The organism is Pseudodesulfovibrio sp. 7M6, assembly GCF_050058625.1.
GTDB lineage: Bacteria > Desulfobacterota > Desulfovibrionia > Desulfovibrionales > Desulfovibrionaceae > Pseudodesulfovibrio > Pseudodesulfovibrio salinus.
Map to the genome: position 1 here is coordinate 743,755 of NZ_CP188816.1, position 19,779 is coordinate 763,533.

Here is a 19,779-nt window from a genome sequence, read left to right on the forward strand (position 1 = left end):
TCCCCATTTTCCCGTCTGTTGCCTTCTTCGGGACTTTATTACTGGATAAACTGTTGATCCAGCAGAGTTTGATCTCTGGAAGGGAGAGCCAAATGGACAGGAAACGTATCTGCGAGGGGCTGACGGCACTCAGGGATTTCTTTGCATCCATTGATGCGAAGGACCTTAAGGCCGCTTCCGTCTCGATCTCACATCATTTCGACATACCGCTCGACGCGGCCACGGACTGGACCGGGGTGGAGTACGATTTCAATCGTCTCTTCGTCGGCCCCGCCGCTGTACCAGCTCCGCCTTATGCGTCCGCATATGCCAAGGAACCGATCCTCATGGGCCGTTCTACCATGGAAGTGCGGGATGCCTACCGCAGCCTGGGCCTCATGGTCCCGGACCAGGGCAGCACGCCCGACGACCATCTCGCCTACGAGCTGGACGCCGTGGCGGCCATGGTCGGTGCCGGGGAGGATGTCCCCGGCCTGGAAGAAGTGCGGGAATGGTTCATCGGCGAGCACATGGCGGATTGGATTCCGCGCTTTGTGGACGCCGTACGCCAACAGCCGGAGGTTTCCGCTCCGGTGCGTATGGCGGTGGGCGCATTGTCCGGGTGGCTTGAGTCCGCCAGGACTGTCGCCGACGCATAGCTCTTACTTTGAAAAACAAGGAGGAAAACAATATGGCTACGAAAAAAGGCGTATTGAGCAGGCGTCGCTTCCTGCAGGGGCTTTCGGTTGCGAGCGCGGCAGCCATGCTCCCGCCTTGCGGACTATTGGTCCCGTCAAGAGCGGACGCAGCTGCGTTTAAGCCGGAGGACTATCAGGTCTTCCGCAATGCCTGCCCTAGAAACTGTTACGACACATGCAGCATCAAGACCTACGTCAAGGACGGGGTCATCCAGTTCATCGAGGGTGCACCCGAGTCCACATACACGGACGGCGGGCTGTGCGTGAAGGGTTACAGCTACACGCGCCGTCCCTACAGCCCGGACCGCATCAAGTACCCCATGGTGCAGGACGGACGCCGGACCGGCAAGTGGCGGCGGATATCCTGGGATGAGGCCATGGACCGCATTGCCCGCAAGATTTTGGAGCTCAAGGAGCGGGACGGCAATTTGCTTGGTCTCGGCATGACCAAATACTCCGGTAACTTCGGCATCACAAATTACGGTGTGGAAGGGATGATGTCTTCCCTCGGCTACACCACCCGTTTTGTGGGCACGCCGTGTTGGCCCGCAGGCATTGATGCCCAGAACTACGACCTGGGCAACATGTGGTGCAACGATCCAGAAGATATGATCAAATCCCGTTACATCCTCGTTTGGGGCGCCAACCCGGCGTGGTGTTCGGTCCACTCCATGAAGTACATCATGGAGGCCAAGCGGCGCGGGGCCAAGATTGTGGTCGTGGACCCGGTGTTCACCCAGACCGGGGCCAAAGCAGATGTTTTCTGGCAGCCGAAGACAGGTAGCGACGGCGCGCTGGCTCTCGGCATGGCCCGTCATATCCTGGACAAGGGATTGGTGGATCAGGACTTCGTGCAGAACAGCAGCCTCGGCTTTGACGAGTTTGCCGACTACCTGCGCAGCAATGTGACCGTGGAATGGGCCGCCGAACAGAGCGGTATCCCGGCCCGGGAAATCCGCGAGGTGGCCGAAGAGTTCGCCTCGGCCGACCCGGCGACCATCTGGATCGGCTACGGTATGCAGCGCCACACCAATGGCGGCGCGTCCGTCCGGTCCCTCGACGCCCTGGTCGCCATGACCGGCAACGTGGGCAAGGAGGGCGGCGGTGCCCGCTACGGCCACCTCCAGACGTGGGGTTTCAACTACCACGCCATGATCCAGAAGCAGCCCGAAGGATCCAAGGGATTCCTGGGTGCCGCGGCCAAGGGCGAGTTCGACTTCACCAGCGGATCGGGCGCGAGCTACTCGGACCGCACCGTGAATATCAACAAGACCGCACAGTCCATTCTGGACACCAAGGACCCGGCCATCCGTATGCTCTGGGTCTCCTGCAAGAATCCGTTTGCCCAGGATTTCGACCGACCCAAGCTGGAAAAGGCGTTCGACACCCTGGAGATGGTCGTCACCGTGGACCAGTTCTTCAACGAGACCGTGGCCAACTCGGACATCGTTTTGCCCGTCACCACGCTGTTCGAGGAGTGGACCGTCAACGTTTCCTACTGGCATTACTGGCTCAGCCTTAACGAGCAGGCCATCAAGCCCTTGTACGAGACGAAGTCCAATATCGAGATCGGCGCGGCGCTCTCGCGCAAGATGAATGAGCTTGCTCCCGGTTCCTGCACCTTCCCGCAGGATATCGACACCAAGGCGTGGATGGCCAAGGAATTCAACCAGGGCATCTACGATCTCTTCGATCTCAAGGACTGGACCGATCTGCGCAACGGACCGGCCAAGGCCAAGCTCAAGTCCTCGGCATCCTGGAGCGACCGCAAGTTCGCCACGCCGTCCGGCAAGTACGAGTTCAAGTCCGCGCTGTGTGCGGAGCATGGACACAAAGCCCTGCCCGAGTTCAAGGCCGGACGCGAGAGCTACGACAAGTTCCGCCTGCTCACGCCCCACACCAAGTTCGGCCTCCACTCCCAGTTCGTGAACCTGGACTGGATGCACGAATACAACAAGGAACCCTACATCTACATGCATCCGAATGCGGCGGCCAAAAAGGGCATCGCCGATCTGGACATGGTGCGTGTCTTCAACAAGGTGGGCGAGCAGAAGGTCCGGGTCAAGCTGACCAACAACGTGGCCGAGGACTGCCTGCTCATGTACGAGGCGTGGTTCGGCAGGGGCAACGACTACAATGTCCAGAACCTGGTGGACGACGAATCCGCCGACATGGGCGCGTTCAAGGCCGGAGCGCCGGGCGTGGCCATCCACGACCAGTTCGCGAACATCGAACGGGCGTAGAGGGAGCAATACAATGAAAAAACAATATGCGTTTCTGGTCGATTCCGAGCGGTGCATCGGCTGCTTTACCTGTGCCATGGCCTGCCGGAACTACTACCATCAGGAAGAGGGGATCGTCTGGCGTCAGGTCTATCCCCTGGACGAGGCCATTTATCCCCACCGAGAGCGGGCCTTCTTTTCTCTGGCCTGCAACCACTGCGAAAACCCGGAATGCCTGAACGTCTGTCCGGTCAACGCCTATACCAAGCGTGAGGACGGCGTGGTGGTTCATCATCAGGAGAAGTGTATCGGCTGCGGCAACTGCATCCGTTCCTGCCCCTACGGCGCACCAAAGTACAATCCCGTGGAGAAGCGGGCCGAGAAGTGCAGCATGTGCCATGAGCGGCTGGACGCCGGGTTGAAGCCCGCCTGCGTGCAGGCCTGCCCGACCAAGGCCCTTCAACTGATTGATCTGGCCGAGCACAAGGCAGAGAACGAGGTCCAGTATCCGGCGGGATTCCCCAAGATGGAGACGGTCAATCCCTCCACCCGGTTCATCCTGCCCGAAATGCCGAAGATGGTGAGGAGGTAGCCCATGCAGTCCATTGAACTTCCCCTGGTCCTTTTCACCGTGTTCTCCCAGGCCGCCATTGGCCTGACCCTGATGCGCGCGGTGCGTACCGCCGCCAACGGCGATGTTGCCGATGCCCGTCCCGAGTGGAGGATGATAGCCGGGCTGATGGCCGTTGGCCTGCTCGGCTCCCTGTTCCACCTGGGCCATCCGCTGCACGCGCCCAATGCCATCAACCATCTGGCCACGGCCTGGTTGAGCCGCGAGGTATTGTTCGCCGGGCTGTTCATGGCCCTGGTTGTCGTGGCGGCCCTGGCCGCGTTCGGCGGCCGGAGTGCCCTGGCCTGGATAGGCTCGCTCCTCGGCTTCGGCGTGCTCGTCTCGGCCGGGATGACCTATGCGCCTCCGGCTCTGCCAGCGCTGAACAATGCCTTGCCCTTCACTTTCTTCCTGACCTCCGCCGTCCTCCTCGGCGCCGGGTTCGGGAGTTGGTTTGCGGGCGAGGCCAGACGGCCGCTCATGACCCGCATCTTCACCACCGCTCTGGTGGTCGCGCTGGTCCTGAATCTGTTGGTTCCCTGTGTGTGGATGTCCGGTGGCACGGTCATGCGCATGACCGGTTCGTCCTGGTTCGGCTCCGGGTTCTACTGGACCCACGTTGCCGTGCTGGCCGTTTGTCTGGGGGTTGTCTGGAAGAACCGGACCCTGCCCATCTGGCTGCCGGTACTCGCCCTGCTGGGTGAACTGGCCGGACGCGCCGGGTTTTTTGCCGATACCATCCATACGGCGGTCAACATAGGCGGCATCTACTAATCCATCCTACCTCCCTTGATGGAAGCGGGTGCTTTTCTTCCGCTTCCGCTGCCAGTCCCCCATCCGGGGAATGTAAAAAAGGGCCGATGCGGCGTTGTGCCGCATCGGCCCTCATTTTTTAGTGAGGTTGTTTGCGTCCGTGCTATCCTGAGATGCTGAATCCTTCCGCCTTGCTGCCGTCATCGGTCCATTCCAGCTCAATGGAGCACTTGGCCTTGTCCTTCTTGCGGGAGAGCTTCATCTCGAATTTTACCGTGTCCGCAGCAAAAAGCACGATGCTTTCTTCGCCGTTTTGCGCCCGGATCACGCCCGATGCCAGCGATTTTGCCAGGTCTTCCAGATGGGCGGCGGCCTGCGTGGTTTCCAGGTTCTGTTTGATCTTGACTTTGCCGTTGCTCATCAGGTCCTCCTCGCTGACGGTATCGGATAGAAAAATGGCGGACTCCGCAGTGGGAGCGGGACTCTCGCGGGAAATGGGGGGTGTCGCCGCCTCGGCTGCCTGTTGGTCGGGAAGGGGGGCATTTCCCGCTCCGTCGGCGGGATCGCGCACAACCCACTCCAGGGGATTGGCGCCGAGTCGCTTGTCTGCGCTCATGGAGCACCTCGTTTCAGCAGCTCAAGGGCTAGTTTGCGATAATCGTCCGCCCCGTTGCTGCGCGGTTTGTAGGTGAAGATATCCTGGCCGAAGCTGGGGGCCTCCGCCAGGGAGATGTTGTCGCGGATGACGGTATCCAGGAGGTCCTTGCCGAAATAGTTTCGGATGCTGCTTCGCGTTTCCCGGTTAAGCCGCTTTTGCCGTTGGTAGCGGGTCAGGACTACGCCCGTCAGTTTCAGGTCCGGGTTCCATCCCTTGCGGATGGCGGCCACGGTTTCCATCAGCTTACCCAGACTTTGCAGGGCCAGAAATTCCGGCTGGACCGGGACGAGCAGCTCGGTGGCCGCAGTCATGGCGTTCAGTGTGAGCAGGCCGAGGTTGGGCGGGCAGTCCATGATGACGAAGTCGTATCCGAATACGTCTTTCAGGGCTGTCTTGAGCCGGGTCTCCCGGTTGGCCACTCCGGCCAGATCGACCTCGGTTCCGGCCAGGGAGACCGAGGCCGGAACTACGTCCAGACCGTTTGCAGTGGTCGTGACCGCCTTGAGGGAACATTCACTCATGAGCACCGCGCCCATGGTGCGGGGCAGCTCGTGGGCCATGATGCCGAGGGAGTATGTCAGGTGCGCCTGCGGGTCGAGGTCGAGCAGCAGCACACGCTGTTTCTGCCGGGCCAGTCCGGCCCCGAGATTGACCGAGGTGGATGTCTTGCCGACGCCGCCCTTCTGGTTGAGTACCGCTATGATTCGCATGTCCCTCCCCGCCATCCGTCTGCAATGATCGTATTCAAGGTTTTTGCTTCATGTACCGGCCGTACCATGCCGTCGAAGGTTATTTCCTGGCCTTTTTCATCTTGGACTTGGCAGGGTTGGTCTTCTTTTCTTTCTTTGCCTCTTTTGCCTTTTTTTCTTCCTTTTGCGGCTCAGGCTGCGGGGAGGCATCGGGCAGCGCTTCCCTTTTCTCCGCTTGCGGCAGTTCCGCCTTCTTCTCCGGGGCGGCCAGGGCTACTGGTTCCGGCTCCTTGTCGCTGATCTTGAGATCGGCGGCGGCCTGCTCGGTCCAGCTGATCTCCAGGCTGAATTTCTGCTTGTCCTTCTTGGTCTTGGCCTCCACCTCGATGGCAACCTGTTCCTGCGGCGTGAGCGTGACGTGCTCCTCGCCGTTTTTCACCACTATTTTGCCGGATTCGAGGCTCTCCACAAGCGCTTTCAGGTAGGCCACGGCCTCCTTGTAGGACACGTTCATCTTGACGCCGATCTTTTGCTTTTCCATGTCGCACTCCTTTCGGTTTTCAAGCCAGAGAAGCCAGGACCTCGCACAGCGGCCGTTCGTCCAGGAAGGGACGGCTTTGTTCCGTGACGAGGTTACAGTCGATGATCTTGATCCCCTGGCGGCGTATGGACTGGAGATTGATGCCGCCGGGATATTCGCCGTTTTTGGAATCCAGCAGAACGAAATCCAGCGTCCCGCCTTCCCCGGCACCGCTTTTGTCCAATTGCTCGCACAGGATGCGGGTCTGCGTGGCCACGCTCAGGTTGTGGGATTCGGGATCATGTCCGGTGTTGGGCACAAAGACCTTGGGGCAGGGATTCTTGGCTACGGCCTCGCCCACGCCCTGGGGCAGTAAATTGGCGACCACGCTGGTGAAGAAACTGCCGATGGGGTAGCAGATCAGCCCGGCTCCGGCGATGAGATCGCGGATCTTGTTGCGGATGGTGGGCCGCACCGGTTCCTCGCTGTCCAGGGAGCCGGTGATCCAGATGTCCTTGATGGGCGATTCGATGGGGGCGGTTTCTTTGCCTGTCATCCGGTGCTGGCCGACGATGGTGCGGCCGTTTTCCAGGCGGACGGCCAGATGGAGGTCCTTGTTGATGGTCGGGCGCACGATGCCGTGGACCTGGACCAGCTTGGAAAAAATGTAGATGACCGGGTCCATGCGCCGCCGGTTTCCCAGATAGCCCGCAGTGAGCACGAGGTTGCCTATGCTGGCGCCCCGCAGGTCGAAATCGGTCGGCATGGCCTCTTCAAACTGGTGGATGTGGTTGCGGATGATCTTGCGCATGGGGTCCGGCACTGAGCGGACTAGCGGGTGTGCGCCAGCCGCCATGGTGTCCAGCTCTTTGCGCAGTTCCTTGGGGCCGAGGTCCTTGGGCAGCCGGTGGGCGAAGAGGGTGTATATTTCCGGGTTGCCCTGCACGGACTGGTCGGCCAGGGCCATGAGCCGGTTGCGGATATCGCCCACGGCGGGCATGGCAAAGGCTTGGCGAAGGATGGCCGAACTGCCGCCGGAGTCGAACGGGGTGATGAGGTGAATCGAGTTTCGGGTGTACCGGATGATCTCGCGCGATGCCTTCCGCAGGGCAGTGCCGCCGCTGAAGAACAGGATACGGGGGCCCAGTTCCGGGGCTCGTTTGTAGAGCTCCAGCTTGAACGGGTCCGGGATTTCTATTTCGTGCGAGATGTGTAGGCGCATGGTTTTACTCCGGCGGTTTGCCGGTTTCCATATACCGCAGACAGAGGTCGGCGGCCAGATCGAAGTCCACCCCGCCGGAAATCTCCAGCAGGTCAGCTCTGGCGAGCAGGTCGGCGTAGGCCTCCACACCGGGGTCGTCCTGTTTGGCGGGATCGTCCGGACGGTAGAACAGGCCGGTTCCCTTCATGAAGGCGGGAAGCAGATCGTGCCGTTCGCGCGGGTCCACCAGCGCGGCCTTCATCTCGCCGCCGTCCCGTTTCCAGTTGAGGATGACCAGCGCGTTCATGGGCGAGCGCAGGTGGAATTTGCCGGGACCGTAGCATTCGTCGATGAGGGCGTCGTATTTGTGTTCCAGTTGCCACAGCTCCGCAGGTGGCATGGCCAGGAATTTTTCGCGCAGCTCCGGCTCGACGATGCCGGACAGGTCCGGGTTGTGCAGCGCCGTACCGGGATTGATGCGCGGCTGTTTGGCCACGCCGTACATAACCACGCCGTCGCCGTCCGCCTCGACCATGACCCGGTCGTTGGACAGAAAATCCGTGCCCCGGCTCATCAGGTGCAGGGCCAGGGTGGATTTGCCCGCCCCGGAGAACCCGGCGAGCGAGATACCCCGCCCCGCATGGATGACGCCCGCCGCATGGCCGAGCAGTCCGCCCTGGTTGAGCTTCCACTCGATGAATCGGTTATTGATGAAATTGATGACCTGATTGGAGTTCTCCAGACAGTGACCCACGGCCACGTTCTCGCCGTTGCCGAAGAGAAAGTACATGCCGGTCAGCCGCTTGCGCACCACGCGTCCGTCGTCGAGGTCCACCCATTCCTCTTTAATCTTGGTCTTGCCCGGATCAGGCTGCTTGACCGAGAAGTTGAGGGCGAACTCGGGTACGGGGGCCTCATGGGCGGAAATTGTTATTTCCGGCGTGTCGGACGTGGTGGTGAATTCCTTGAAGTATTCGGCCAGATCGTCGTGCAGGGCGCGGGTACTGCTCAGTACGCGCAGGATGCAGCCGCCGAAGTCGAGGAGCAGTTCCTCTTCGGCCGGGATGGCGTTTTTGATCTCGGCGGCCAGGGCCGCGTTGGTCGTTCCGGTCAACTTCATTTGAGCTTCTCCATGACGTAGTCCACATACAGGGCGGCCGCGTCGATGCCGCTGGTTTCCTGAATCCCCCGGAACCCGCCGAAGACCGAGACCTCGAAGACGTAGGGCCCGTCGTCGGTGATGGCCACGTCCACGCAGGTGAAGTCGAGGTTGAACGGGGCCTGCGCCTTGCGCGCCAGTTCGATGATCTCCGGGGCAGGCTCGTAGGGTCGGTACTTGCCGCCGGAAGCCGTGGTGGTGTTCCACGCATCGTTGGTCTTGCAGCGGGCGTAGGTGGTCAGATATTCGCCGCCGAGAAAGGCGATGCCGAGGTCCAGATCGCCCAAATCAATGGTCTTCTGAATGTACATCATCGGGTGTTCCGAATGATATTCCTCAACGGCTTTCCGGGCGGCCGGGCCGTCCGTGAGAATGAACATGCCGCGCGCCTTGGAGGTGTAGAGCGGCTTGAATACCGCCTCGCCATATTCCTTCAGCGCCACCATGGCCTGGTCCACGGACTCGGTGATGGTGGTGGGGGGCATGGGAATGCCGCCCAGCTGGAGCGAGACCGTGCATGACAAGCGGTCCAGGGCGCGGAGAATGGAGTAGGGCGAGCTGAAAATCTTGAGGCCGCGCTCGGCGAGGTAGCGCAGCACTTCCAGCCGATCCAGCAGGTCCGGGGAATAGCGCGAGCCGATTTTCTTGATGATGAGGGCGTCGAAGTCCGTGAGGTTGTGCCCGTCGAAATAGGCGTTGCCCGACGGCAGGTCCAGACGCACTTCGTTCATGCCGATGAGGAAACGTTCCCCGCCGGTCTTTTCGGCCACGGTGTCGGCCAGCTTTTCGGAGGACCAGCCTCCTTCGGTTCCAATGACTCCGATTTTCACGAGAGCGCTCCTTGGCATTGGCTTACTTGGCTTAATAATAGAGGATATCTTCGGGCAGGGCGAACTGTTTCCAGTCGCCGCCGCGGAAGTGGCGGATTTTTTCCAGCAGGAACATGGACCGGTTGTACATCTCCTTGGCGAACTGGAAGTTCAGCTCGAACCGGGTGGAGGTGTAGAAGGAGCGGGCCAGGGCGAATGCCATACGCGCCTCGAAGGTCGGGTCGTCGTGCTTTTCGGCAAACCCTTTGGCAAATCCGTAGAACTGGCCGATAACCTTGTTGATCCGCTCTCTGTGCTCCGTGGCGAAGATGGGCATACGGAAGTTGGAGACCAGGAATACCGAGACATCCTGTACATAGTCGAAGTCGCGGGAACGATATAGATCAATGTAGTGAATCTGCTGCTCCGCATGATCGTAGACCACGTTGTTGATGTTGAAATCGCCGTGGATGTAGACCGAAAACGGGGCTTCCAGCTCTTCCTCGATCTCCTTGCAGTCCCTGAGCAGGGACTCGGTGGAGCGGACCTCCGCCCGGCCCATGGCCTGGGGGGTGCGCCAGAATTCCGGATGGGTCTGAAGCACGCCGTTCAGCCGCTTCTGGATCTGGCGGATGTAGTTGGTCCTGAGCGGCTGCCGCTCCATGGTGGTGGTCCAGGCCTCCAGCACCGTGGATTCGAAGATGAACAGGGCGTTGCAGACAAACTCGTCCTCGCCGGAGAGGACGACCTCGTCTAGGGTGCAGCCGTTGAGGAACTCCACGAGCATGGCTCCCTTGTCCGCCTCCTCGTGAAAGCCGTAGATATCGGCCACCAGCTTGGGAAAGGTCTTTTTCCAGCGCAGGATGGATTCCCGCTCCTTGCGGATTTTCTCCAGGCTCCCTTCCTTGTAGATGGAACCCTGGCGGTGCTCCTCCTTGGTGACCATGTCGTCGTCGCGCGGCTCCACCTTGCCGATGCGGCAGCCGGAGCGGGTGCCCCAGATGGCCCGGAAGTCGATGTCCGCGAACGAGTCGCCGAATCCGGATTTGGACAGGGTGCGTTGCAGGGCTTCGAACTGTTCGATCTTGATCCGCTCGCCGAGGATGGAAAAGATGATCGCCTCGCCGATGTTGAGCAGGGCGTCGCCCACCCGCTCGAAGTAGCGGAAGATGAAGAGCACGGTGACGAGGCGCTGGGCGTCGCGGCCTAGCCCCATCTCGTTCATTACCCGGTCGAAGCAGACCTTGTACAGGTCGTCCAGCATGGGCTCTGCTTTGCAGATGTACAGCGCCTTGGACATGTCTTCGTTCCGGTAGGCGGAGAGCACGGCCGAGAAGCGGTCCATGATGATATCGAAGACCTCTTCATAGTCGTATTTCTTGATGAACGACTGGTCGTCGAGGTAGCGCATCTGCTTGATGATGTTGACGAAGTAGTCCGCAATCTTCTCCAGGTTGACGCACATGACCTGCATGGCCCGGATCTTGTTGACCTGGTTGCGGTCCAGGGAGTGGTCGGCATGGATGCGCGAGTAGCACTTGTTTTCGATGATCGTCTTCAGGTTGTCGATGTAGTCGTCCCTGTTGGTGATCTTCGTGTGCATGTTGCGCGACGGCTCATCCAGAAATTTCCGGGTGGCCTTGGCCTGGTTCTCCACTTCGAGGACGATGAAGTTGAAATTCTCGTCCAGTCCTTCGAATGTGATCATGGCTAGGAGACAACGAGCGGGGTGTCGCTGAGTTTTTTGTCCTTCAGGGTTTCCTTCCACTCCACCTTGATGGACAGTTTGTTGGTCGCACCCTTTTTCTTGGCCTTGACCGTGAAGTTGAGCAGCCCGCAGGGGGTCAGTTCAATGGCCTCCCCATTCGTGGAAAGGGAGATGTTGCCCTTGTCGAATCCTTCGGTGAGGGAGATCAGGAAGTCCCTGATGGTTTCCCTGTCCTGGAGCGAATCGAAAACGAATCTTTCTTCAGCCATGGTGTTCTCCCCGAAATTATCCGGCCAGGCGCGCCTTGTACTCCTTGATGACGGAGCGGCGGCTGATGTTGTTGACGATCAATTTCTTGCGGATGGACAAATCATCCCATGCGGGCTGGTAACCGATCTCCCGCGCGGCCTTTTCCATGTCCTGCTGGTCCAGGGGCTTGGTCTTTTCGCCCATGTGGCAGTCGTCGCCCATGAAGATGAGCACATCGCGCCGGCCCGGCGGACGTCCCTGCTGGTTGCGTTCGTTGACCACCGAGATGAGGAATTCCGTGTACTCCTGCGACTGCGGGTTCCAGACTTCGATGCCGTCCACGTCGTAGTTGCGCAGCAGGATGGGCCAGAACTGCTCCGGGTGGGGGATGACGATGCAGCCGCCCAGTCCCCGAACCTCCTCGATGATCTCACTGGCTCGATAGAAGAAGGAAAGGTCGAAGTCCTGTTTGACCAGGGCTTTGACGGCCTTGAGATAGGCCTGCACCCGGTCCGTGGCAGTGGCCCCCAGTTCCTCGCGCATGGTATCAAACCAGTTGCGCAGCAGCTTGTTCTTTACCGACATGCGGGGCACGTCGGACCAGTTCGCATCCAGCAGCTGTTCGATCTTGGCCACGTTAATGCGGACAAATTCGATGAGGTCCTCATCAGCGCCCACGGCTCTGGCCGCCTTGCCGATGCGGTCTTCGTCGGGCCCGGTGATGGTGTGCATGAACTCGAAGAGCTGGCCCGAGCGGTACTTGAAGGTATGGGCCAGCATGGACTTGAGCACCCCGGCCTCCTTTACCTTGTCGCTGGTAAAGTGGAGCAGCAACTGTACCTTGCGGTTGAACCCGGAGGAGAAGCAGTCCACCTCCACGCCGGAGTGGCCGTCCCATTCCAGCAGCTCGTTGTGCTGAGTGGGTATGAGCAGTTCCTCGGTGCGGTTGGGGAACATGGCGTCCACCCGCTGCCGGATGAGGTCCATGGGCACGAACTCCGGGTGCCAGTGGGTCGCCAGCAGGGTCTCCTGCCGGACGTGGACCGTGCCGGGCGTCACCACCTGCTCCATCTGCCAGGGGGCCAGATCCGTGGACACCACGGAGAAGAACCGGGCGCGATCATCGTCGGTTATTTCCTCGGCAGCCACGGCGGGAAAGCTGCGGCACGTCTGCTGGTCGGTATTCTTTATCAATTTCATAGGTTGAATCCGGGGGCGTGCATTTCAGTCATATTTGGCGTGGCAACGGCTTTTTTCATGTACGAGCACATCCACTGTATCGTGCATTTTCGCCAGATCGCCAGCCTCGTACGCCGCCTTGAAGGCCATGCAGGCATCGGTATAGCTCTGGTAGAACTCGTCTCCGTAGCCGGGATAGGTGACCATCAGTGCCGAGTCGGCCAGAAAGTCCTCCACCGCGTCCTTGGGCGGCATCTGGCCATCGTGGACCATCTTCACCAGAACCCGGAAACTCGTCTTCATCCGTTTCTTGAGCGACTTGTATTTGGGCTTTCCGGTTGCTTCGCCGTTCTCCCCGGCTTCGGTCTCCGGTTCCTCGCAGACGCCCGCCGGTTTGATCTTGGCCTTGAGTTTCAGCTGGCCGTATTCATCCTTGATGCCGACTTTGATTTCCCGAAATCCCTCCAAGCAGGCGAGTTCTCCCTTGCCGCCGTTTTCCACGGCGTCGGCCAATTCCCGCAGGAAGTCGGCCAATCCCTTGTTGTCGAGATATTTCTGTATCTTGATGTTGTTTCCCACAGGAACCTCCATAGGGTCTTTGCTTACATGACTGTCATGTTTCAATGTTACAAATCAATGACAACCAGAAAATCGTAACAATTCGTAACATTGATATATTGCGGGGCCGAAAGGGAAGTCCTGGTTCACCCATTCCGTTGCAATAGTTGAATGAGGGAGAAACAATGAGAGGTCTTTTGCGCGGGGGGGGGCGTGGTGATATTTCCGCTCCTCTGTGTCTGTATTTGGGGGGTGGCTGTCTTGTCGACTTGGATGCCGGTGCCCATGCGAACCGAAAAACTTGCATCCTTAAAGGAAGGAATGTACTGGTTCGCCGGTGCCGGGAGTTTGTTTTCGGCAATTCTTTTTTGAGGAGTTCCCATGTCGCTCAGCATCGGTATCGTCGGCCTGCCCAATGTAGGCAAATCCACTTTGTTCAATGCGCTCACCAAGGCACAGAATGCCGAGAGCGCCAACTATGCCTTTTGCACCATCGAGCCGAACAAGGCCGTTGTGCCGGTCCCGGACAGCCGGTTGCAGGTTCTGGCGGATCTGGTTCATCCGCAGCGGGTCCAGAGTTCCACCGTGGATTTCGTGGACATTGCCGGGCTGGTGGCCGGAGCGAGCAAGGGGGAGGGACTCGGCAACAAATTTCTCGGCAACATCCGCGAGACCCAGGCCGTGCTCCACGTGGTCCGCTGCTTTGACGACGATGATGTCATCCATGTGTCCAACTCCGTTGATCCCCTGCGCGATATCGAAGTCATCGAGACCGAGCTGATCCTGTCGGACGTTCAGGTCCTGGAAAACCGGGTTGCACGCATGGAGAAGCAGGTGAAGGGCGACAAGTCGCTGGCTCCGAAGATCGAGGGAGCCAAGAAGCTGCTGGCCCATATGGATCAGGGGCAGCCCGCCAGCACCTTTGCGGATGGCGGCAAGGCACTGGAGGAACTGCTGGAGGAACTCCGGCTGATAACGTCCAAGAACGTCATCTACTGCGCCAATGTTGATGAGGCGGGTGTTTCCGAGGACAACGACTACGTGAAGTCCGTCATGGCGCTGGCCGAAGAGCGCGGCGCCGAGTTCGTCAAGATATCCGCCAAGATGGAAGAGGAACTGGTCGGTCTGGAAGATGAGGAATATCAGGAATTCCTGGAGTCCTACGGCATCGAGGAATCCGGCCTCGACAAGATCGTCCGCACCGGATTCCACTCCCTCGGACTGATCAGCTATTTTACGGCTGGCGAGAAGGAAGTTCGCGCCTGGACCATCCATGACGGTGACAAGGCACCCCAAGCCGCCGGTGTCATCCACACCGATTTCGAGCGGGGTTTCATTCGCGCGGAAATCATCAGCTACGAGAATTACGTGAAGTACGGTTCCGAATCCAAATGTCGGAGCGAAGGTGTTTTGCGTGTGGAAGGAAAGGACTACGTCATGAAGGACGGCGACGTGGTGCATTTCCTGTTCAACGTCTAGGCGAATCCTCCCGGACGTTCATATTTGTCCAAAAGAAAAGGGCTTGCGGCATGATTCGCCGCAAGCCCTTTTCTTGTCCGAATTGGTCGGGCTAGCTGACTTCCAGCCCTTCCTTTTCCATGAGCTCCGCACCGTACTCAATGGAGACGGCGTAGGAAAATCCCGTGGGCATTCCCTGCTCGCTGTCTGCGGGAGAAGCTTCCAGGCTGTCGAACCGGCCGCTGGTCACGCCGACGACGCGCAGGTCCTCGACATTGATGAGTGGCGCGCCTCTGCTTCCGGCCGGGACCCGGTTGTCGAACAGGAACAGGCGGGTGTCGTTGGCGGACAGAATCTTGGCGCTGACCACGGCCTGTTGCAGGACCTGCCTGTAGATGCACTGAAAGCCGAAGGCGAAGCCGAGACAGGCGAGGGCTGTCCCTCGTTCTGTGGTTTCCGGGGTCCCGATGACGTGGTCGGGCATGTTGATTTCCACGGCCTCGTCTATGGCCAGCAGGGCGATGTCCCGTTCGGGATTGATTTGGGCCACGCGGACCGGAATGGCCCGGAAGGAGGCGTGGCTGACGGGCATGAACTCCTCGGTGGTCGGAACCGGAACCACCATGAGGTTCTCATGCGAGATGACGGCCTGGGCAACGGTGAGCAGGTAGCCTTCCGGGTGGACCAGAAAGGCGGTGCCGAGGAAAACCAACTGTTCGTTGGCGTCCATCTTGTAGAGGCCCATGCAGGCATTTTTATAGCGTATGTTGACATCGGTAAGCATTGTCGTTCTCCAGCGGAGTGTTATGGCAGCCAGGATTGGACCCGTTTCGGGTGGGTGCGCATCCAGCGCAGGGCCTTTTCGTAGGGGAAACGGCCGCCGTCGGTCTGCATCCAGAGCATGAGCAGGTTTATCTCGTCGAGTGACCAGTGGAACTTGTCCAGTACGGCATAGGCTTCGGGATCATCCTTTTCGAGTCCTTTGCGTACCATGGTGTTGATATGGCCTGTTTGGCCGAAAATTTTCTTGGGGTCGTCCAGGAATTTGAGATCCCACTGGGCGAAGCACCAGTGCGGCATCCAGCCGGTGACCGCCACCCAGCGCTGATGGCCAAGGGCATCGGCCAATTCATCGACCATGGTTTGCTCATCGCCCGGCACCAGGCGAAATGTCTTGTCCAGTCCATAGGCCTTAATGGCCTGTTGGGTCTTGAGCATGATGCCTGCGCCGGGTTCGATGCCCACGATGCGGTGTTTGTATTTGGCCGCATTGTCGGCCAGTTCGGGAATGGACCGTGTGGTCAGGTAGGGCCGGTTGCGCAGCCCGGTGCCTGCAGTGTACCGGCCTTCTGTCATATTGGGGACGACAATGCCGATACGGGTGCCTTCCAGGTTGGGGCCGAGGTCCTTTAGTTCGTTGTGATACTTTGCAAAGTAGGTGTCGTGCGTGTCCGGCAGCCAGGCGGAGAGCATGGTGTCGGCCTTGCCCTCGGCCACCATCCGCCACATGCCTTCGGCATCGGTTTGTACCAGATTTACGGTGCGGCCCGTTTTTGCCTGTAGCACGGCCTGGAGCAGCGTTGCCGAGGCGATGGAGGAAGACCAGTCCGCATGGGCGATGGTGATGGTGCCACCGGCAAAGGCCGGGCACGTAGCCATCAGAGTGAGCAGAAGCGAGATGATCAGGGTGCGCATGGTTTTTCCCTCGTGCGTTGAGTTACCACAAACGGCGGTGTCCGAATGTTTTCCCCTTGGGCAAAGGTGTGCGCCGGACACGGAAACGGGACGGTTTCTTGTCCAGCTCCATGGTGAATTCCTGGGGTCCGATGTAGTCCTTGAGCCCCTTATACAGGGCGATGCACATGCCGAGCAGGATGACGGCGAACGGCAGTCCCGTGATGACGGTTGCCGTCTGCAAGGCCACGAGGCCGCCTCCGGCCAGGAGGGCTGCCGCCACCACACCTTCCAGCAGCGCCCAAAACAGGCGGGAGAGCACCGGCGGGTTGGGGTTTCCGCCGGAGGTGATGATGTCGATGACCATGGAGCCGGAGTCCGATGAGGTGATGAAGAAGGTCATGATCACGATCACGCCCAGGAAGCAGGTGATGTTACTGAGCGGGAAGTTCTCCAGCATGACGAAGAGGGAGATGGGGATGTTTTCCTGCACGGCCTTGGCCAGTCCCCCGGGGCCGAACATCTCCAGATGCAGGGCCGTATTGCCGAAGATGGTGATCCACAGGAAGGTGATAAGGGTCGGCACCAGCAGGACGCCCAGGATGAACTCCCGGATGGTGCGGCCATAGGAGACGCGGGCGATGAACATGCCGACAAAGGGCGACCAGGCGATCCACCATGCCCAGTAGAAAATGGTCCAGCCGTGCTGCCACATGGTCTGTTCATAGGTCTCGTTCCATGTGGAGAGCTGGGGCAGATACTGGATGTAGTAGCCGATGTTCTCAAGCACGGCGTTGAATATGAACAGAGTGGGGCCGACAATCAGCACGAAGAGGGCCAGGGCTCCGGCCAGGGTGATGTTCAGTTCGCTGAGTCGGCGGATGCCGCTGTCGAGACCTTTTACCACGCTCCAGGTGGCAACGGCCGTGATGCCGATGATGAGAATGATCTGTACCGTGACGTTCTGTTCGATGCCCCAGAGGTGGTTGAGTCCGGCATTGACTTGCTGCACACCCAGCCCCAGGGAGGTCGCCACGCCGAACAGGGTGGCGGTGGTGGCCATGATGTCGATGATGTTGCCTATGGCTCCGTTGATGCGATCACCGAAAATAGGGTGGAATGCCGTACGGATGGAGAGGGGCATCCCCTTGTTGTAGGAGAAAAAGGCCAGGGCCAGTCCCACGATGGTGTACACGCCCCAGGGGTGGAGGCCCCAGTGCAGGAAGGTAATGTCCATGGCCTTGCGCGCGGCCTCGATGGTCCCCGGTTTGGTGAGCGGGTTGGCCACGTAGTGGAACATGGGTTCCGCCACGCTGTAGAAGAGCAGGCCAATGCCCATTCCGGCGGAAAAGAGCATGGCGAACCAGCCCACTGTCGAGAATTCCGGCTCGGCATCCGGGCCGCCCAAGCGAACGTCGCCGAACCGGCTTGCCAGCAGCAGCAGGACGAAGACGAGCACGATATTCATGGTGGCGATGAAGAACCAGCCCGTATAGGTGGACATGTAGGATTGGAGAATCTGGAAGACATTGCCCAGCATGTTCTGAAAAAATACGGTGATGAGCACAAAGAAGATGATGAGTCCGGCCGAACCGAAAAAGACCCAGGGGTGGATGTCGAGGTGATACCACTCGGTCTGGCTGTTTTCCGTTTCTGGGGCTTCCGGGGTCTGTTTGTTCATAGAGTATCCTTGTCTGCCATGTTGGCGGGAATGTGCCGGGACCTATACGGCTCCGGTAACAGGCTGACGGATAACGACAAAGTACGTCGTTGCCTGGAGAGGTTTCGATTCTTGAGGGTGGAGAGGATGTTTCAGCCTTGAGCCATGGCTCTTCGGCGTCTCTCCAAGTATATGCAGCCTGTGATTCTGATTTTCGGCGGTCAGTATACGGCCCGCTTTTTCAGGGCCGCGATCCGAATAAAAGATGACCGCTATGTACAAGTACCAAGTGGTAACTGAGCAATAATAATTACGTTATCCAACTGAGCAGGTCAAGGCGCCCGTAGAATACGGATAATGGATTGGAATACGTTGCCCGTATCGGATCAGCTTCCGCGTAAGAGAGGAGGGCGGAAGGAAATGGAATCGTCCGTTCCGCATCGTTGTCCGCCAAAGTGCCTACAAATCGTCGGATTGGCGTTTGCTGTTGTCATGACTTCATGACGCTTGTATGGTTTCGGCTTTCGATGCCCTCGGGCCGTTGATTCGTTTGTACCATTGTTTCCGGGATATCATTTTTGAAGCTCCTCTTGCCTCCTCGTCGTATTCGCTTGTCCGTCTTGCTTGCATTTAAGGTCTCCTTTAGCCGCCATTGCGAATGCGAATCGTGCAGCAATGAAAACATCACGCCGCTGTACCGTATTGCACTGGAAGCGCTGACCAGCGCGGCCAAATATGCAACTGCCCAGCATATAGACGTTGTCCTGGATTGCTGCGGAGGCTGGGACATCGTTACGCTGACAGTGCGCGATGACGGCGTTGGCCGACACCACACAAATACGGAAGAGGGTGGCCTCGGCATCAGCATCATGCATCACAGGGCCAAGGTCATTGGGGCAAAATTGGAGATATGGACCGGGCTTACGGGGGGCTGAATTAAGGTGTTCCGCCCCTTGTCTTTGTTCAAACAAGAAGCATTCAAAGGCTATTCGGGAAGATGGACGATACCAGCGAGAATCCCGGGCCAAACCTCCGCCCATGCCTCGCCGCCATGCGCCAGGCCCGGGATGGTCCGGATCAGGACCGACGCACCCTTGGGCAGCTTTGCTACAAAGGAATCCGTCACCCGGCGGGTCACATTGGTGTCTTCTTCTCCCAACAGGTGAATTTGCCTGAGCGAGGCAAGGCGCGCGGCTTTGTCGGCCGGATTGAGTGAGCCGTAAAGCGGCGTGACGTTGTGCATCCGAGTCCAGACGGTATGGTCGAGATTGCCGCAGACCGTTATCAGTTCGGCCACGTCGTCGCGTGCCTCGGCAAGCAGGGCGGCCACGGCTCCTCCGCCGGAAAAACCGATCAGGACAACCTGCTGTGCGCCGGTGGCCCGCTTTGCCCTGTCCACCAGCTGGTTCTCCGTTTTAACCACATTTTCGGAAAAACGTCCGGTGGTCCAGCATGTTGTCGTGCAGGCGTCCCCGGTGACGTATTGGCAGGGACGGCCCAGATAGGCAACGGCAGGCGCATTGTCCTGGCGGGCCAGCAGCAGGGCCGTGGGCGTGATGGGGGTTGGGTCCGGCGAAGGACTGGTCCGTGTGGAGTAGGCCACGCCGTCGCCCTCGATGTATATGTGAACGGTCTTCGCCTGTCCGCGAACCCAGCCCACGGCGGGCAGGGGCGCCTCTGCGTCCATCCTCATCCAGTCCGTATCCTCGGCCATATCCGAGACCACGTGGCTGCGAGCACACCCGGCCAGAGCCAGGAGCAGGAGTATGCCGTACAGAAACTTTGCCATGATGGATATCTTCAACTTTCGCAGGGGCAGGGTCAAGAGCGTTGCCTGAATGGAAAACCAAATGACCGGGCGTTTCGTCGGAAACGCTCGACCATGTCTATGCCGTGCAGGTTCTTGCCTTTACCATATCTGGTAATTGAGCCTGACGGTGGCTGTGAGGTCGGGGACGGAGTTGTCGTCGCATCCAAGGGCGAAGCCGAGGCTGG

General features: G+C 59.4%; 20 protein-coding genes. 6 read left to right on the top strand and 14 right to left on the bottom strand.

The window, feature by feature from the left end:
* Positions 1–92 precede the first annotated feature (92 nt).
* From ACI0FG_RS03360 to ACI0FG_RS03375, 4 genes are read left to right on the top strand one after another with little or no spacing between them, the layout of a single operon-like run.
* Complete coding sequence (locus ACI0FG_RS03360; protein ID WP_419787148.1) at positions 93–638, top strand: TorD/DmsD family molecular chaperone; 546 nt, start codon at positions 93–95, stop codon at positions 636–638.
* 32 nt (positions 639–670) lie between these two features.
* Positions 671–2,920 (top strand): molybdopterin-dependent oxidoreductase, encoded by a 2,250-nt coding sequence (locus tag ACI0FG_RS03365; protein ID WP_419787149.1) that lies wholly within the window; start codon positions 671–673, stop codon positions 2,918–2,920.
* 13 nt (positions 2,921–2,933) lie between these two features.
* Positions 2,934–3,491 carry a 4Fe-4S dicluster domain-containing protein gene (locus ACI0FG_RS03370; RefSeq protein WP_419787150.1) on the top strand — a complete coding sequence of 186 codons (558 nt, stop codon included), beginning with the start codon at positions 2,934–2,936 and terminating at the stop codon, positions 3,489–3,491.
* A 3-nt stretch (positions 3,492–3,494) separates the two neighbouring features.
* Entirely contained in the window at positions 3,495–4,283 is a 789-nt protein-coding gene (locus ACI0FG_RS03375) for a dimethyl sulfoxide reductase anchor subunit family protein (RefSeq protein WP_419787151.1), read from the top strand.
* A 142-nt stretch (positions 4,284–4,425) separates the two neighbouring features.
* Here ACI0FG_RS03375 and ACI0FG_RS03380 read toward each other — a convergent pair whose 3' ends face one another.
* The 10 genes from ACI0FG_RS03380 to ACI0FG_RS03425 form a co-directional block, all read right to left on the bottom strand.
* Positions 4,426–4,878 (bottom strand): amphi-Trp domain-containing protein, encoded by a 453-nt coding sequence (locus tag ACI0FG_RS03380; protein WP_419787152.1) that lies wholly within the window; start codon positions 4,876–4,878, stop codon positions 4,426–4,428.
* Complete coding sequence (locus ACI0FG_RS03385) at positions 4,875–5,630, bottom strand: ParA family protein (protein ID WP_419787153.1); 756 nt, start codon at positions 5,628–5,630, stop codon at positions 4,875–4,877. Before ACI0FG_RS03385 ends, ACI0FG_RS03380 begins: the two co-directional genes overlap by 4 nt.
* A gap of 79 nt (positions 5,631–5,709) precedes the next feature.
* Positions 5,710–6,150, bottom strand: a complete 441-nt coding sequence (locus ACI0FG_RS03390) for an amphi-Trp domain-containing protein (RefSeq protein ID WP_419787154.1) — start codon at positions 6,148–6,150, stop codon at positions 5,710–5,712.
* Between the two features lie 19 nt (positions 6,151–6,169).
* Positions 6,170–7,351, bottom strand: coding sequence for a GAK system CofD-like protein (locus ACI0FG_RS03395; RefSeq protein ID WP_419787155.1), 1,182 nt, complete (start codon positions 7,349–7,351; stop codon positions 6,170–6,172).
* A 4-nt stretch (positions 7,352–7,355) separates the two neighbouring features.
* Positions 7,356–8,450, bottom strand: coding sequence for an HprK-related kinase B (locus tag ACI0FG_RS03400; protein WP_419787156.1), 1,095 nt, complete (start codon positions 8,448–8,450; stop codon positions 7,356–7,358).
* The gene (locus ACI0FG_RS03405; protein ID WP_419787157.1) at positions 8,447–9,319 is read right to left on the bottom strand and encodes a GAK system ATP-grasp enzyme; all 873 of its coding nucleotides are present in this window, start codon (positions 9,317–9,319) and stop codon (positions 8,447–8,449) included. The genes ACI0FG_RS03400 and ACI0FG_RS03405 overlap by 4 nt, the downstream gene beginning before the upstream one ends.
* 31 nt (positions 9,320–9,350) lie before the next feature.
* A complete protein-coding gene (locus tag ACI0FG_RS03410; RefSeq protein WP_419787158.1) occupies positions 9,351–11,006 on the bottom strand; it encodes a phosphate signaling complex PhoU family protein in 1,656 nt (551 codons plus the stop codon).
* 2 nt (positions 11,007–11,008) lie between these two features.
* Entirely contained in the window at positions 11,009–11,275 is a 267-nt protein-coding gene (locus ACI0FG_RS03415; RefSeq protein WP_419787159.1) for an amphi-Trp domain-containing protein, read from the bottom strand.
* Between the two features lie 16 nt (positions 11,276–11,291).
* The gene (locus ACI0FG_RS03420; protein WP_419787160.1) at positions 11,292–12,455 is read right to left on the bottom strand and encodes a hypothetical protein; all 1,164 of its coding nucleotides are present in this window, start codon (positions 12,453–12,455) and stop codon (positions 11,292–11,294) included.
* Between the two features lie 24 nt (positions 12,456–12,479).
* On the bottom strand, positions 12,480–13,013 hold the full coding sequence (locus tag ACI0FG_RS03425) for a GAK system XXXCH domain-containing protein (RefSeq protein ID WP_419787161.1): 534 nt from the start codon (positions 13,011–13,013) through the stop codon (positions 12,480–12,482).
* A 360-nt stretch (positions 13,014–13,373) separates the two neighbouring features.
* Here ACI0FG_RS03425 and ychF point away from each other — a divergent pair, with 360 nt between their 5' ends.
* Positions 13,374–14,471, top strand: a complete 1,098-nt coding sequence (gene ychF, locus ACI0FG_RS03430) for a redox-regulated ATPase YchF (protein WP_419787162.1) — start codon at positions 13,374–13,376, stop codon at positions 14,469–14,471.
* 91 nt (positions 14,472–14,562) lie between these two features.
* Here the strand turns inward: ychF and ACI0FG_RS03435 are convergent, their stop codons facing one another.
* Genes ACI0FG_RS03435 through ACI0FG_RS03445 form a run of 3 tightly spaced genes read right to left on the bottom strand, consistent with a single transcriptional unit; the run spans position 14,563 to position 17,805 of the window.
* Positions 14,563–15,234 (bottom strand): S1 family peptidase, encoded by a 672-nt coding sequence (locus tag ACI0FG_RS03435; protein ID WP_419787163.1) that lies wholly within the window; start codon positions 15,232–15,234, stop codon positions 14,563–14,565.
* 20 nt (positions 15,235–15,254) lie between these two features.
* Positions 15,255–16,145, bottom strand: coding sequence for a glycine betaine ABC transporter substrate-binding protein (locus ACI0FG_RS03440; protein ID WP_419787164.1), 891 nt, complete (start codon positions 16,143–16,145; stop codon positions 15,255–15,257).
* Between the two features lie 22 nt (positions 16,146–16,167).
* Positions 16,168–17,805: a BCCT family transporter gene (locus ACI0FG_RS03445; protein ID WP_419787165.1), complete on the bottom strand. Its 1,638-nt coding sequence runs from the start codon at positions 17,803–17,805 to the stop codon at positions 16,168–16,170.
* A gap of 599 nt (positions 17,806–18,404) precedes the next feature.
* On the opposite strand from ACI0FG_RS03445, the gene ACI0FG_RS03450 reads away from it, so the two are divergent.
* Positions 18,405–18,719 (top strand): sensor histidine kinase, encoded by a 315-nt coding sequence (locus ACI0FG_RS03450; protein ID WP_419787166.1) that lies wholly within the window; start codon positions 18,405–18,407, stop codon positions 18,717–18,719.
* A gap of 50 nt (positions 18,720–18,769) precedes the next feature.
* On the opposite strand, the gene ACI0FG_RS03455 is transcribed toward ACI0FG_RS03450, so the two are convergent.
* Positions 18,770–19,573 carry a hypothetical protein gene (locus ACI0FG_RS03455; protein ID WP_419787167.1) on the bottom strand — a complete coding sequence of 268 codons (804 nt, stop codon included), beginning with the start codon at positions 19,571–19,573 and terminating at the stop codon, positions 18,770–18,772.
* Positions 19,574–19,779: the final 206 nt, after the last annotated feature.